Here is a 14,415-nt window from a genome sequence, read left to right as displayed (position 1 = left end):
AGACGGCGTCCCCGGCCGAGAACCACCGGCCGGGGACGCCGCACGTCGGGCGGGCGCGGGTCAGCCGCGCTCGATCAGGTGGCCGACGACGTCGAGCCGACCGGCCAGCGGCGTGCCGGAGCCGTCGCGCCGGGCGTCCTCGGCGGGCAGCTCGACCGGGTCACCGGTGCTGGTCGCCCCGGCCGGGCGCGGCCCGATCCACGCGAGGACCAGCGCGGTCTCTCCGCGCAGGAAACGGTGTGCCCGCACGCCACCCGTGGCGCGGCCCTTCGCCGGGTACCCCGCGAACGGGGTGACCTTCACGGACGCGCCGGTCGAGGTGACCACCACCGGCTCGCCGTGCTGCCCGTCGTCGGTGCGCAGCGCGCCGAAGAACAGCGCCTGCGCGCCCGCGCCGAGGTGGATGCCGGCCATGCCGCCACCCTTGAGCCCCTGCGGGCGGACCAGCGATGCGGGGAACCTCAGCAGCGACGCCTCCGAGGACATGAACGCGAGCGTCTCGCTGCCGTCCTCGAGCCAACTGGCGCCGATCACCTCGTCGCCGTTCTTCAGGCCGATGACCTCGAACTCGTCGGAGCGGACCGGCCAGTCCGGCGCGCACACCTTCACCACGCCCTGGCGGGTGCCCACGGCCAGGCCCGGCGACCCGGCGGCCTGCTCGCCGAGCGGCGCCAGGCCGATCACCTTCTCCCCCGGCTCCAGCGGTACCAGCTCGGAGGCGGACATGCCGCCGCGCACCGACACGGTGCCCGGCTGCTCCGGCAGCACCGGCAGCGGCAGCACGTCGGTCTTGAACGCCCGGCCGGTATTCGTCACGAGCAGCACCTGACCGCGGGCGGTGGCGTGGACCATCGCGCGGACGGCGTCGTGCTTGATCCGGCCGCTGCGCCGCCGGCCCTCCCGGGCCTCCTCGGACTCCGCGGCGGTGCGGGCGACCAGACCGGTGGCGGACAGGATGACCTGGCACGGGTCGTCCTCGACCTCCAGCGGGCCGGCCGGCGCCGACGCGGCGAGGACCTCCTTGAGGTCGCCGTCGATGAGCGTGGTGCGCCGTTCGGTCGCGAACTCCTTGACCACCGCCGCCAGTTCGTCGGAGACGACCTTCTTGAGCACGTTCTCGTCGTCCAGGATCCGCGACAGCTCCGCGATCTCCTCGCGCAACCGGTTCTGCTCGCTCTCCAGCTCCAGCCGGTCGTACTTGGTCAGCCGCCGCAGCGGCGTGTCCAGGATGTACGCGGCCTGCACGTCGGTGAGCTTGAACCGCGTCATGAGGCCGTCCTTGGCGGCCTGCGCGGTCTCGCTCTCCCGGATCAGCCGCACCACCTTGTCGATGTTGAGCAGCGCGACGAGCAGGCCGTCGACCAGGTGCAGCCGCTCCTGGCGCTTCTGGCGCCGGTGGGAGCTGCGCCGGGTCACCACGTCGTACCGGTGCGCCAGGAACACCTCCAGCAGCGCCTTGAGGCCCAGCGTCTGCGGCTGCCCGTCGACCAGCACGAGGTTGTTGACGCCGAACGACTGCTCCAGCGGCGTCATCCGGTACAGGTCGGCGAGCAGCGCCTGCGGGTTCACCCCGACCTTGCACTCGATGACCAGGCGGGTGCCGTTCTCCCGGTCGGTCAGGTCCTTGATGTCGGCGATGCCCTGCAGCCGCGCGGGCTGGCGCTGGCCCTTGCGCGGACCGGAGGTGATCGCCTTGCCGCGTACCTCCTCGGAGACCGCCTCGATGACCTTCTCGGCGCCGACCCCGTACGGCAGCTCCGTCACCGTGATGGCCTGCCGGTTCCGGCTGCCCTCCAACGGGCCGATCTCGACCCGGGCGCGCATCCGCACCACGCCCCGGCCGGTCTCGTACGCCTTGCGGACCTCGTCCAGGCCCAGCAGCAGGCCGCCGGTGGGCAGGTCGGGGCCGGGCACGAACTCCATCAGCTTGTCCAGGGTGGCGGTCGGGTGCCGGATCAGCCAGCGCGCCGCCGCGACCACCTCGCCGAGGTTGTGCGGGATCATGTTGGTCGCCATCCCCACGGCGATCCCGGAGGTGCCGTTGACCAGCAGGTTGGGGAAGGCGGCCGGCAGCACGCTGGGCTCCGGCAGCGAACCGTCGTAGTTGGGCCGGAAGTCGACCGTACCCTCGCCCAGCTCGCCGACCAGCAGCATCGCCTCGCGCGACATCCGCGCCTCGGTGTACCGGGAGGCGGCCGGGCCGTCGTCCGGGGAGCCGAAGTTGCCGTGCCCGTCGATCAGCGGCGCGTTCAACGAGAAGTCCTGCGCCAACCGGACCATGGCGTCGTAGATGGCGCTGTCGCCGTGCGGGTGGTACTTACCCATGACGTCACCGACGACGCGGGCGGACTTGACGTGCGGGCGGTCCGGGCGGTGGCCCTGCTCGCTCATCGAGTACAGGATCCGCCGGTGCACCGGCTTGAGACCGTCCCTGGCGTCCGGCAGCGCCCGCGAGTGGATGACCGAGAACGCGTACTCCAGGTAGGAGTCCTCGACCTCGGTGACCAACGGGTTGTCGAGGACACGCGCCCCCGCCTGGTCGAAGGCGGACAGGTCGGCCTTGTGCTGTGCGCCCCTGCTGCGTGCCATTGCTCAGTGCTCTCCTTGACGAACGGGCGTTGCGTACCGGGCCGGTGTCCTCGCGCGGTCAGGCATCGATGGTCTCGCGGTCGACGCGGCTGGCCGAGTCGATGAGCCAGTTCTTGCGGGGCTCCACCTTCTCGCCCATCAGCAGGTCGAGCACCGCCTGCGCGGCGTCGGCGTCGCCGAGGGTGATCCGCCGCACGGCCCGGGTGGCCGGGTTCATGGTGGTCTCCCACAGCTCGTCCGCGTCCATCTCGCCGAGGCCCTTGAACCGGGGAATCGGGCTGACCACCTGCCTGCCCGCCTTCTCCAGCCGGGCCACCTGGCTCTCCATCTCCGCCTGCGTGTAGGTGTAGATGGTCTCCGGGTTGCGGCCCTTGGTGACGATCTTGTGCAGCGGCGGGACCGCCGCGTACAGCCGGCCTTCCTCGATCAGCGGGCGCATGTACTTCGCGAACAGCGTGATCAACAGGGTCCGGATGTGCGAGCCGTCGACGTCGGCGTCGGCCATGATCAGCACCCGGCCGTAGCGCAGCGCCGCCGGGTCGAAGGTGCGGCCCGAACCGGCCCCCAGCACCTGCACGATGGCCGAGCACTCGGCATTGTCCAGGACCTGCTGCAGGCTGGCCTTCTGCACGTTGAGGATCTTGCCCCGGATGGGCAGCAGCGCCTGGTACTCCGAGGATCGCGCCAGCCGCGCCGTGCCCAGTGCGCTGTCACCCTCGACGATGAACAGCTCGCTGCGCGCCACCCCGGTGGACCGGCAGTCGACCAGCTTCGGCGGCATCGACGCGCCCTCCAGGGCGGTCTTGCGCCGGGCGGCGTCCTTCTGCTGCTTCTGGGTCAGCCGCACCCGGGCCGCGTCCACGATCTTCTGCAGCACCGTGTTGGCCTCGGCCTTGGTCTTACGGTTCTCCACCCAGGCCCGGAGGTGCTGCTCCACTATCGACTGCATCACCTTGGTGATGCCGGCGGTGGACAGCTCGTCCTTGGTCTGCGAGGTGAACTGCGGCTCCGGGATCCGCACGTGGATGACCGCGGTCATGCCCTCGAGGATGTCGTCGAGGACGGGCGGCTCCTCCTTGGCGCGCAGCAGGCCGCGGGTGTTGCGGATGGCGTCGGTCAGGGACCGGACGAGCGCCCGCTCGAACCCCTTACGGTGGGTGCCGCCGTGCACGTTACGGATGGTGTTGGTGAAACACTCGACGGTGCGCTCATAGCCGGTGCCCCAGCGGAAGGCCACCTCCACCTCGGCGCGACGCTCGACGTTGGCGCGCATGACGCCGTTCTCGTCGGCGGCGTTCTCCTTGTACGTGCCCTCGCCGGTGACCAGCAGGGTGCCGGAGACGGCCCGATCGCCGGAGGGCGACATGAACTCCACCATGTCGGTGAGGCCGTCCGGGAAGTGGAACTTCTCCTCCGTGGCCGGGTCCTGGGTCTCGTCGCGCAGCACGTAGCCGACCCCTGGCACGAGGAACGCGGTGTTACGCAGCTTGGTCCGCACGGCCTCGACGTCCAGCACCGCGCCGGTCTCGAAGTAGCGCGGGTCGTACCAGTACCGGATCGAGGTGCCGCTCGACTCGCCGCGCTTCATCCGCCCGACCACCCGCAGGCCGGTCTCCGGGGTGAACTTCGCCGTGCGCCCGGTGCCCCCGAACACCCCCGGCACGCCGTGCTGGAACGACATCTGGTGCACCTTGCCGGATTGCCGGACGGTCACCTCGAAGCGGCTGGACAGCGCGTTGACCGCGGAGGCACCCACCCCGTGCAGGCCGCCGGAGGTCTTGTAGCCCGAGCCGCCGAACTTCCCGCCGGCGTGCAGCCGGGTCAGAACCAGCTCAACGCCCGAAATGCCCGATTTGGCGTTAATACCGGTGGGGATGCCGCGCCCGTCGTCGTCGACCTGCACCGAGCCGTCCGCGTGCAGCGTGACCTCGATGTGCGTGGCGTAGCCGGCAACGCCCTCGTCCGTGGAGTTGTCCAGGATTTCGTTCACGAGGTGACCCACGCCACGGCTGTCGGTCGAGCCGATGTACATGCCGGGTCGCTTGCGGACCGCGTCCAGGCCCTCAAGGTGGGTAAGGTCATCGGCCCCGTACAGGGACTTGGTCTCCGGCTGCGCGGTCACCTTGGTGGTACTCCCCGATCTTGTGTGGATGGTGCGGCGGCGTCCCCCTGGGCCGCAACGCCCCGGAACAACCGCAACGAGCCTATAGGGCGGCTCCGACATCGAGCGGGACCCCAGCACGCAACATGCGGCGGCTGGGCCGACAGCACCTGGTCTGAAACAACGACTAGCCCGGCGAATCTGTTCCGATCCGGCATGCCGGACGCGGGCCCACCGCCCGATTTCAGGCCACCCGGCGGGCCTCATGCGCCGTTTTCGCCGTTTGCCCGTGCTGACTCGTTTGCCCCGCTCGAGCCGGGGAAAGACCTCCGGCATGAAGGGGCGTGGACTGCTGGGAATGCTGGAGCGGGCCAACAAGCTCGACCGGCTGACCGACCCGCTCAGCCAACGGCTGCAAGCGGTGATGAAGGGCCGGGTACGCGACGCGCTACACGGCGTGTGGCTGGGCCACCCGCTGCATCCGACGCTGGTACAGGTGCCGGTCGGCGCCTGGGTGAGCGCCGCCGTACTGGACGCGCTGCCCGGCATGAACCGGTGCGCCACGGTACTGGTCGGGGTGGGCACGGCCAGCGCCCTGCCGGCCATGGCGGCGGGCTGGAACGACTGGTCCGGCCTGCCCGCCCAGCCGCGCCGGGTCGGCCTGGTGCACGCCCTGGCCAACGGCATTGGCGTCGGCCTGTACACCGCCTCCCTGATCGCCCGGCTGGCCGGCGACCAGCGGATGGGCCGCCGGCTGGCGTACGGCGGGCTCGGCGTGGCCAGCCTCGGCGCCTACCTCGGCGGCCACCTGACCTACCGGTTCGCGGCGGCGGTCAACCACGCGGCCCCCATCGAGGAGCAGGTTCCGCAGGGGTGGCACGACCTGTGCGAGCTGCGGGCGTTGACCCAGCAGCAGAAGATGGTCGCGCACATCGGCGACGTACCGGTGCTGGTCGCCCGCGTGGGTGACCGGGTGACGGCGATGATCGAAAAGTGCGGCCACGAGTCCGGGCCGCTGGGCGAGGGCGAGTTCGTCTCGATGGACGGCTCGGAATGCGTGGTCTGCCCGTGGCACGGCAGCACGTTCCGGCTGAGCGACGGCACGGCGGTACACGGACCGGCCACCACCGACCAGCCCGTGCTGCGCACCCGGATCGTCAACGGCTGCGTTCAGGCGGCGCTGCCGTAGGCCCTGTCCTGCCTGGTTCAGGTCTGTAACTGCCGATCTTGGCGGGCCGGCGGAACGGGCGGGATCGGGTGCTCGTGCGGTGCCACCGGGGACTCGGCCGACCAGGGCAGGTCCCGCAGCCGATGTAGCGCCTCGGTCTGGGCGGCCCAGTCGTGCTGCTGGCCGAAGAGGGTGGCCGCGTGCATCAGCCGGTGCCGGCCGCCCGCCACGTCGCCGTGGCACAGCAGCAGGTCGCCCATTGCCCGCCAGACCCGGGCCGTCAACGGCTCCAGCGCCGGGCCGGCCAGCCGCGGCTCGATCGCGGCCAGCCCCCGCTCGGCGGTGTGCCCCACCCGCTCCGCCTCGACCAGGTGCCCGGCCGCCAGCAGCGCCAGGGTCAACAGGCACTGTGCCCGCACCTCGCCGACCCTGTTGCCGGTACGCCGGAAGATCAACACTGCTTCGGTCGCGTGCCGGACCGCGTGGTCGGCCAACGAAGACTCCGTGGGCGTGCCCCGTTGCGGCGCCGGGGACGGGCCGCGGGGCCAGCCGTACTCGGACAGGTGCCAGGCCAGGTTGAGCTGGGCGATCCGGTACCGCACGGTAGCCTGCCGCCACGCGTCGTCGCTGCTGAGTTCGAGCGCCTGGGCCAGGTACTCGCCGGAACGCTGCCACTCGCCGCGCCGCCGGGCCGCCGCCGCCGAGCCGAGGATGGCCCGGAACCGGTTGGAATCGCCGCGCGCGTCCACCGCCTCCGGATCCGAGTCCGCCTGCCGGGTCTCCGCCCGCAGCAGCCGGATCAGCCGCTGCTCCCGCTCGTCGCCACAGGCCGCCGCCGCCCGCTCCGCCTTGCGGAACATGTCGTCGGCCGCCTCGTAAGCGGACATCTGCAGGTACGCCTCACCCAGCTTGCGCTGCGCCAACACGGCCATCCGGGTGGCCGCCTCCGCCAGGTGCGGGTCCCCGCCCAACCGCAGCGCCTGGGCCAGCTTGGCGACCTCGCCCAGCGTCTCCTGCCCTTCGGCGTAGCGCTCCACCGCGACGAAAAACGAGCCCTTCGCCAGCAGCACCTCGATCAGCCCGAGGTCGTCGTGGTCGGCCCGGGCCGCCGCGACCGCCCGGTCGTACGCCCTCAGGGTCTGTTCGGGCCCGAGCCCGTCGGGTACGCAGCCGTCCAGCCGGGCGGCGATGCGCCAACACAGCGCGGGCTCGTCGTCGCTGGCCAACCGGATGCACCGCAGCAGGTTCCGGTACTCGGCGCGGACCCACGGGTACGGATCCTCGGCGAGCCGGCGCGGCACGTCGCTGCCCGGCGCCAGGTACCGGGGCGGCGGGGGCGGCACCCAGAACGTCTTGTCGAGCTGCCCCAGTACCCCGATGACCACCTCGCGGTACGCCTCGTCGAGCCGGCGCCGGGCCTCGGCCCGCTCGTCGGTGCTCACCTCGTCGCTCAGCTTCGCCTCGGCGAACAGCCGCACCAGCGGGTGGAACGCGTACCGGGCCAGCCCGGTCGCCTCGTCGTGCCGCACGTTGTCGAGCATCTGCGCGGCGCCCAGCCGGGCCACCAGGTTTTCCGCCTCGGCGGCGCGGACCTCCAGCAGCGGGGCCAGCACCCACGGCACGAAGGTCGGCGAGTCGATCAGCGTGAGCAGCTGCAGGGCCCGCTTCTCCTGGTCGAGCAGGCGGTCGTACTCGCTGGCGATGCGCTCCACCACGCTGATGTCCGGGCGCTCCAGCCAGGCCAGCCGGGACGAGGGCGGGGCGAGCAGGCCGGCCACGTGGCACAACTCGGCACCGGCCGGGTTGACCCGTTCGGCCGCCGCCCGGATCGCCAGCGGCAGCGCGCCGCAGGCCTGCACGATCTGCGCGGCGCACTCCGGGCGGGTGCCGTCGTCGGTGCCGCTCGCCGAGCGCAGGATCGCGATGGCCTCGTCCTGGTCGGGCACGTCCAGCGGGTACGAGGGGGCGCCGAGGTCGGTACCGAAGTCACGCCGGCTGGTCACGATCACCGCCGAGCGGGGGTCGGACGGCAGCACCTCCAGAACCTGATCCGGCTGGCGAGCCGCGTCGAGCACGAACAGCATCCGGCGCTTGGTGGTCAGCGAACGGAAGATCTTCGCGCACTCCACCGTCTGCGGCGGGATCTCCCCCTCGGGCCAGCCGAGCGCCTTGAGCAGGATGCCCAGGATCTCGCGGGGGGTGCGGGCGTCGCGCAGCGTGCCGAGGTTCGCGTACACCTGGCCGTGCGGGTACTGCCCGGCCAGCCGCCGGCCCAGCTCCAGGGCGAGCGCGCTCTTCCCGACGCCGGGCTTGCCGTGGATGAGCAGCAGCACCGGGCCGGTGGTGCCCCGGCCCGCGTCCTGGTCACCGGCGGCCGGTTCGGCCGGTAGGCGTCCCGCCGGCCGCCCGGGCAAGCGGGCCGCCGGCTGCCGGGCCGCCCGGGACGCGTCGTGCCGCGCGGTCAGCTCGGCGAGTTCCCGTACCCGGCCGCAGAACGGGCCGTCGGCGGGCGGCAGGGTCGACGCGATGCGCCGGGGCCACCAGCGCCACCAGGCCAGCCGCCGAGCCGGCCGGGCCGGCCTGACCGACGCCCGTCGCCCGGTCCCCGCCCGGCGCCCGGAGCGCTGTGGGTCGCGGCCCTGCACCCGACGCGGGGCCGGGGGCTCCACCAGGCGGGGCGGGTCCTCTCCCTTGGGCGGCTCGGTGAACACCACCGCCATCGCGGTGAGCACGCCGATAGCGACGATGGTCACGATCCGCAGGTGGGTCTCGATCTCGTCGTACGCCGCGCCGAGCACCGCGCCGAGGCCACCGGCCGCGGCCGCGATCACCAGCCGGTACGGGTGCAGCCTGCGTCGCAGTCCCCGCACGGACAGGCGGAGCCGGACAATGTACCGGCGCCCGATTCGCCGGCGCATCAATCCGCCCGTACCCGCAGGCCGACCAGCGGACGAGCCACCCGCAGCATCACGTTCTCCTCCACCGCCCCCCAGCGCCGGCGCGCGTCGGTCGCGGCCAGCCGGCCCCGCGCCCGCCCGCGACTGGGCAGGTCCCCGAGGTCGTGGAAGTCCTGCGCCGCCCGGGCGAACGCCTCCGCGGCGGCGTCGAGCCGCCTGGCCGACAGGTGGGCCTCACCGAGCCAGCAGCGGCACTCCGCCTCGATCCACCGGTCGCCGCAGCCAACGAAGGTCTGCACCGCCTCCTCCAGGATCGGGGTGGCCTGCTCGTTGCCCTCGGCGAGGTATGCCCGGCCGATCGTCATCCGGCAGTGCGCGATGCCGTACCGGTGGTTCATGTCGCGGAACGCCGCGCTCGCCCGCAGCGCGTGCTCCCGGCCGCGCCCGTACCGGCGCTGCTCCATCGCGACCAGCGCCCGCTCGTGGCGGATCCAGGGCAGCCACAGCCCCTGCCGCAGATCGTGATCGCCGGCCAGCCCCTCGGCCTCGTCGAGCGCCCGGTCGGCCCCGTCCGGGTCGCCGGCCGCCCGCAGGACGGCGCCCAGCGCCAGCAGCACGCCCGGCCGCCGGCGCCGGGCCGCGTCCTCGTCCGCCCGGCACCGGTCCAGCGCCTCCTCGACGGTGGCCCGCGCCCCGTCGTGCCGACCCCGCCTCGACAGGATCATCGCCAGGTCGCGCAGGGTACGCACGATCTCCCAGCGGTCGCCCACCATCCGGGCCGCCGGTACCGCGTCGTCCAGGCAGCGCTGCGCCGCCTCGATCCGCCCGGCTCGGACGTGCACGGTGCCCAGGCAGCGCAGGGCGCGCGGGCGGCACGGGTCGGTCTGAGTGGCCAGCGCCTGTTCGGCGTACTGCCGGGAGTCCTCCATCCAGCCCAGCTCGCCGTTGACCTCGGCGAGGGCGGCCAGCGCCAGCCCCTCCTCGGCGCGGGCCCGGGCCAGTTCCTCGCGCGCGTCGGCGACGGCAAGGCCGCCCGCCGCCCCGCCGCCGGGCCGGCCCACCGGGCCGCCCTCCCGCGTCGCGACTGCCGCGGCCTCGACCCGTTCCCGGCACAGCTTGAGGACGGCCCGGGCGGTGTTCAGGGCGGCGGACAGCTCACCGTTCTGCAACTGCCGGTACACCTCCACGCGCAGGAGGTCCTCGGGGCTGCGTGCGGTGTGCAGCCGCCGGGCACGGGCCAGCTGCCCGGCCGCGCGCTCGCGGACCTCCGGTGGGACGTCGGCGGACAGCCGGGCCCGCACGTACCGCCCGATCTGGGTGCCGACGCGGAAGGTGGCCACCCCGGTGGCGTCGTCCAGGCGGCGTTCGACCAGCCGCGCGTAGACCAGCCGGTCCAGGATGCGCTCGGCCACCGCGTCGGTCGCCTCGTCGGCGAGGAGGGCACTGAGCATCCACGGCGCGAAGGTCGGCTCGTCGATGAGGCCGAGCATCGTCAGGCCCCGGCGCTCCTGCTCGGTCAGCAGCGCGTAGCTCAGGTCCAGGGCGGCGGCGAAATCGGGCAGCGCGTCCGGCGGTGCCGGGGACAGGCGCGCCTCCCGCATCCGCGAGACGGCCACCTTCAGCGTCCAGTTGCGCCGCGACGCCAGGGCCGCCCCGGCGATCTGCAGGGCGAATGGCTGCCCCGCGGTCGCCTCGACGATGCGCCGCGCCTCGACCGGCTCGGCCTCCACCCGCCCGTCGCCGACCAGCGCGTCGAGCACCCGCAGCGCCGCCTCCTCGGAGAGCCGCTCGACCGGTACCGCGAGCCACGACTCGTCCAGCGACAGCGCCTGGTGGGCGGTGAGGATGACCGCGCAGCCCCGGCCGGGCGGCAACAGCCGGCGCACCCGCTCGGCGTCGTCGACGGACTCGAGGATCACCAGTACCCGCCGGCTGGCCGTCAGCTCCCGGTACCGGCGCAGCCGGCCGGCCGCGGTGGTCGGCGGGGCGTCGGACGGGTCCTGCAGCGCCTCCACGAACATGGACAGCACGTCGTCGATGCCCTGCTCGCCCGGGGCCGCCCGGTCGAGCCGGGCCAGCAGCTGCCCGTCCCGGTACCGGTCGGCCAGCACCTGCGCGACCCCGATGGCCAGCGCCGACTTGCCCACCCCCGCCGGCCCGGTGAGCACCACCACCCGGGGACCGTCCACGCCCGGCCGAACGAGATGATCGCAGATCGCGCGCACCTGCGCGTCGCGCCCGATCAGCAGGCCGGGCGGCGGCGGAATCTCGGTCGGCACCACGTACTCGCGGCGCGGCCGGCCGCGCCGGGCGGCCAGCATCCGCCTGGGCCGCCGCCAGCTGGGGTCGGTCAACAACCCGGTGCCGAGCAGCCGCACCAGCAGGTACCCGAGCAGCCAGCCGGCGCACGCGACGAGCGCGACCACCAGCCTGATGTGCGAGGGCATCACCAGCACGGCCGGACCGGCGCTGACGAGGAAGACGAGTATCGCCCCGGTCGTGCGCGAGATCCGTACCCGCCGCATGCGAGTCCCCCATCCATCCGCTCGGATGCGTCCATGATGGCGGCGCCGCGCAATCCGCGCGAGACCCGCGGACGTCGAGGCCCCCATGCGATGATCACGATAGGTAACAGAATCGAGATCTACTCATGCTCACCGCCGTCGCTACCGGCGTCAATGAGCCGCTCACGATTACCGAACGTGAGGTGCCCGAACCCGGTCCGGGTGAGGTCCTGGTCAAGATCACCGCCTGCGGGATCTGTTACACGGACCTGGATCTGCTCCAGGGACACTGGCCCATCGCCAGCTTCCCGGTCGTCCCCGGCCACGAGATCACCGGTGTGGTGGCCGCCACCGGTCCCGCCGTGTCGTGGCCGCAGGTCGGTGCCCGGGTGGGCGCCCAGTTCCTCGGCGACTCGTGCCGCCACTGCGACTACTGCGTACGCGGCGACCAGATCCTCTGCGCCAACGTGATCCTCAATGCCACCCCGTCCACCTCGGCCGCCGCCGCCACGCTCACCGGCCTGGCGCCAGACGGCACGCTCGTGCTGGTCGGGTACGACCCCGACCGCTGACCCTGCCACCCAACCGATGGTTCTGAACCGGCTGCACGTCATGGTCAACCCGTCCGGCTCCCCGCACGACACGCGGGACACGCTCGCGTTCTCGGCGGCGCACGGCATCCTGCCCGAGGTCACCCCCGTCGGCCTGCGCGACGCCAACGCCGCGCTCGACGCCATGGCCGAGGGCCAGGCCGGTTCGCGGTCGGTCATCACCTTCGACTGACGAACCGCCGGCGAGCGCGGGGGTACCCGGGCGGGACGCGCCGGTCAGCTCCCCGGCGCATCCTGGCGCTGGTCGCCGATCCTCTTCAGCAGTTCCCGGGCCTGGCGCTGGTTGGCGACCTCCTGGTCCATGCGGTCCACGCACTCGGAGGCGGCCTGCTCGCTCATCAGGCTGAGAAACTTCGCGGCCAGCTCCGGATCGTGCCGCCGGATGAACAGCAGCCGCACCGAGGCCGCGCCGCGCTCCATGCGGTCGAGCACCGGCGCGCCGGTGGCGGCGCCCATCGCGATGAGCCGCCGCGCCGCCGGTTCGCCGCGCATCTCGGAGAGGAGCGTGGCCGACCTGCGCCGACCCATCCTGGCCAGCAGCGCGGCGCCGGTCTCGGGCGGCATCAGCGCCACGTGCTCCGCCGCGCGTGGTGCCTCGGCGGCGGCCAGCGCCTCGGCCGCCGACTCCGGCTCCCAGCCTTCCAGCCAGCGCGCGGCCTCGGTCGGCGGCAGCGCCGAGAGCAGCTCCGCCATCAGCCGCGGCCGTTCCTGCGCGATGTGATTGAACAGCGGCACGTCGTGCATCACCTTGAGCAGGTAGGCCACGACCGGCAGCGGAACCGCCTCCTGCACCGCGGACACCCAGGCCAGCGCCTGGTCCTCGGGCTCCTCGACGGCCCGCACCGCGCCGGCGCCGTTCCCCTCGGCCCGGCCGTCCCCGGCCCCGTTGCGCTGCGCGGGCACCGGCGTGCCGGGCCGGGCCGTCGGCAGGGTGGGTCCGGAATCGTCCGGCAGCTCCGCGAGCACCTCGGTGCACGCCTCATCGATGATGTCCTGCAGCCGGCGCAGCGCGAAGTCCAGCGTGCGCACGAGCCGCACGCTGGCGTCCGGGTCGGCCAGGTCCGACTTGGCGCGGGAGGCGGCCAACTCGCCCTTGAGCCGTCGCAGCCGCTCGGCGCAACGCTCCCGTACCTCCAGCAGCCGGCGCGCGGTGGCCGCGTGCAGGATCTGCTCGCTCGGCGCGTCGATCAGCTCCGGCGGAAGGTCGTTCACCGCACCCGGATCGTCTGGCATCAGCCGCTCCTTCACCGCGTCCCTTAACAGACACGGTACCGAGCCGGCGCGCCCGGCGAACCGGGCCGAACATCGATCCATCTCCAACCACCGGTTCGTGGGGCGCACCGGCACGCAAAGCCTCCGGCGAACGGACGGTGCGGGCCCGGCACTGACCTGCGGCGCGAGGAAGCGATCCGGCTCGGTCGCCCGACTCGGGGTGGGGTCGAGGCCACTCGCGACCCGTCGGCGGTCGGAGTCCTGCGGCGGTCAGCGTCCCGGGGTGCCCGACGCGCTGGGGCACGCCCGCAGCGACCGGAGCGGATCCCCGGGCTGGCACGGCAGCTTGCTGCGCAACGGAGCCAAGGGGTCCCAGGCCGGCGACGGGGACGGGGACGCGGTCGGTGAGTCGGTCGGTGCGCCGGCCGCCGCGTGGTCGCACGCGAGCACCTTCCCGCACAACTGCGGCGCGTCCACCTCGCACACCTGCCACCCGTCGCTGTTGACCAGGTGGAACGTCCATGCTCCCGCGTCCACGTCATCGAACACGGCCCCGGCCGGCTGAGGATCGACGTAGGCGAAACTGAGCGTCACCGGCTCCGTGAGGGTCGCCCGATCCCCGGTCACGACGGGCACACCGCCGCTCGAATCGACCCCGAAGAACGACACCACCCCGCCGGCCGCCGACCGGTGGATGTCGTCCGCGATGCGCTGCGCCTGGTCGCGCAGTTGCGTACGACGCGACTCGCACAGCACCGCGGCCAGTTCGTCCGCCCCGCCGCCGAACTGGCCGCCGATGGGGCCAGAGCTGAAGTACGCGTACACCGCCGCCTCGGGCGACCCCACGCCGTTCGGCGCATGGCTGACCGCGAACGTGTCGAACCACCCGACCGGTGCCAGCACCGCGACCGCGATGGCGATCAACGCCACCCCCACCCGCCGTACCCGCCGCCGCGGACGCTGGTCGACCAGCACCACCACCGCGACACCGGCCGCTGTCAGCAAGGCCCAGAGCCCGACCGCGAACGCCGCCGACGCACGCGGCCCCGCGGTGGGCGGCAGCAGCCAGCTCCAGACGGCCGAGCTGGCGAGGGCGATGAGGGCCGCCGCTACCACCACCGCGACCAACCACTGCCGTCGCCGTCGCAGGACCAGGCGCGCCCGATCGAGCGGGGACGAGGCGGAGACCGAGGGGGGCGGCGGGAGCGGCGGAAGGGGCGGAAGCATCGCGCGCTCGCTCCACCGGTCAAGCTCCTCCGGCGAGAGGCCATCGCGCTCGTCTGGGTCGCGTGGCATCGGCCGCTCCTTCAGCGCGTTCCAGTTTCGCAGCACG

The 14,415-nt window shown here is 73.3% G+C and carries 9 protein-coding genes; 3 read left to right on the top strand and 6 right to left on the bottom strand.

Annotated elements, in window-relative coordinates:
* Positions 1–60: 60 nt before the first annotated feature.
* Both ABEA87_RS18420 and ABEA87_RS18415 read right to left on the bottom strand, forming a co-directional pair.
* Positions 61–2,589: a DNA gyrase/topoisomerase IV subunit A gene (locus ABEA87_RS18420; protein ID WP_345631113.1), complete on the bottom strand. Its 2,529-nt coding sequence runs from the start codon at positions 2,587–2,589 to the stop codon at positions 61–63.
* A 58-nt stretch (positions 2,590–2,647) separates the two neighbouring features.
* A complete protein-coding gene (locus tag ABEA87_RS18415; protein ID WP_425570909.1) occupies positions 2,648–4,711 on the bottom strand; it encodes a DNA gyrase/topoisomerase IV subunit B in 2,064 nt (687 codons plus the stop codon).
* 313 nt (positions 4,712–5,024) lie between these two features.
* Between ABEA87_RS18415 and ABEA87_RS18410 the strand changes: the two genes are divergently transcribed.
* A complete protein-coding gene (locus ABEA87_RS18410) occupies positions 5,025–5,879 on the top strand; it encodes a Rieske (2Fe-2S) protein (RefSeq protein WP_345631111.1) in 855 nt (284 codons plus the stop codon).
* 17 nt (positions 5,880–5,896) lie between these two features.
* On the opposite strand, the gene ABEA87_RS18405 is transcribed toward ABEA87_RS18410, so the two are convergent.
* Together ABEA87_RS18405 and ABEA87_RS18400 are read right to left on the bottom strand one after the other, a co-directional pair.
* Positions 5,897–8,776, bottom strand: a complete 2,880-nt coding sequence (locus ABEA87_RS18405) for an NB-ARC domain-containing protein (RefSeq protein ID WP_345631109.1) — start codon at positions 8,774–8,776, stop codon at positions 5,897–5,899.
* Complete coding sequence (locus ABEA87_RS18400; protein WP_345631108.1) at positions 8,776–11,280, bottom strand: tetratricopeptide repeat protein; 2,505 nt, start codon at positions 11,278–11,280, stop codon at positions 8,776–8,778. The genes ABEA87_RS18405 and ABEA87_RS18400 overlap by 1 nt, the downstream gene beginning before the upstream one ends.
* A 182-nt stretch (positions 11,281–11,462) precedes the next feature.
* Between ABEA87_RS18400 and ABEA87_RS18395 the strand changes: the two genes are divergently transcribed.
* Together ABEA87_RS18395 and ABEA87_RS18390 are read left to right on the top strand one after the other, a co-directional pair.
* The gene (locus ABEA87_RS18395; RefSeq protein ID WP_345631106.1) at positions 11,463–11,831 is read left to right on the top strand and encodes an alcohol dehydrogenase catalytic domain-containing protein; all 369 of its coding nucleotides are present in this window, start codon (positions 11,463–11,465) and stop codon (positions 11,829–11,831) included.
* 16 nt (positions 11,832–11,847) lie between these two features.
* Positions 11,848–12,042 carry a hypothetical protein gene (locus ABEA87_RS18390; protein WP_345631105.1) on the top strand — a complete coding sequence of 65 codons (195 nt, stop codon included), beginning with the start codon at positions 11,848–11,850 and terminating at the stop codon, positions 12,040–12,042.
* Between the two features lie 44 nt (positions 12,043–12,086).
* Here ABEA87_RS18390 and ABEA87_RS18385 read toward each other — a convergent pair whose 3' ends face one another.
* Positions 12,087–13,103: a magnesium transporter MgtE N-terminal domain-containing protein gene (locus ABEA87_RS18385; RefSeq protein ID WP_345631103.1), complete on the bottom strand. Its 1,017-nt coding sequence runs from the start codon at positions 13,101–13,103 to the stop codon at positions 12,087–12,089.
* Between the two features lie 249 nt (positions 13,104–13,352).
* Positions 13,353–14,378, bottom strand: a complete 1,026-nt coding sequence (locus ABEA87_RS18380; protein WP_345631102.1) for a hypothetical protein — start codon at positions 14,376–14,378, stop codon at positions 13,353–13,355.
* Between the last annotated feature and the right edge of the window lie 37 nt (positions 14,379–14,415).

The sequence above is a fragment of the Rugosimonospora acidiphila genome (assembly GCF_039543385.1).
Lineage (GTDB): Bacteria > Actinomycetota > Actinomycetes > Mycobacteriales > Micromonosporaceae > Rugosimonospora > Rugosimonospora acidiphila.
The sequence above is the reverse complement of the archived record's forward strand: the minus strand, read 5'-3'. Positions and strand labels throughout refer to the sequence as shown.

Coding starts and splice junctions, on each gene's coding strand:
- ABEA87_RS18400 (WP_345631108.1), bottom strand. CDS start 11,280: ATGCGGCGGGTACGGATCTCGCGCACGACCGGGGCGATACTCGTCTTC.
- ABEA87_RS18385 (WP_345631103.1), bottom strand. CDS start 13,103: ATGCCAGACGATCCGGGTGCGGTGAACGACCTTCCGCCGGAGCTGATC.
- ABEA87_RS18390 (WP_345631105.1), top strand. CDS start 11,848: ATGGTTCTGAACCGGCTGCACGTCATGGTCAACCCGTCCGGCTCCCCG.
- ABEA87_RS18410 (WP_345631111.1), top strand. CDS start 5,025: ATGAAGGGGCGTGGACTGCTGGGAATGCTGGAGCGGGCCAACAAGCTC.
- ABEA87_RS18380 (WP_345631102.1), bottom strand. CDS start 14,378: ATGCCACGCGACCCAGACGAGCGCGATGGCCTCTCGCCGGAGGAGCTT.
- ABEA87_RS18405 (WP_345631109.1), bottom strand. CDS start 8,776: ATGCGCCGGCGAATCGGGCGCCGGTACATTGTCCGGCTCCGCCTGTCC.
- ABEA87_RS18420 (WP_345631113.1), bottom strand. CDS start 2,589: ATGGCACGCAGCAGGGGCGCACAGCACAAGGCCGACCTGTCCGCCTTC.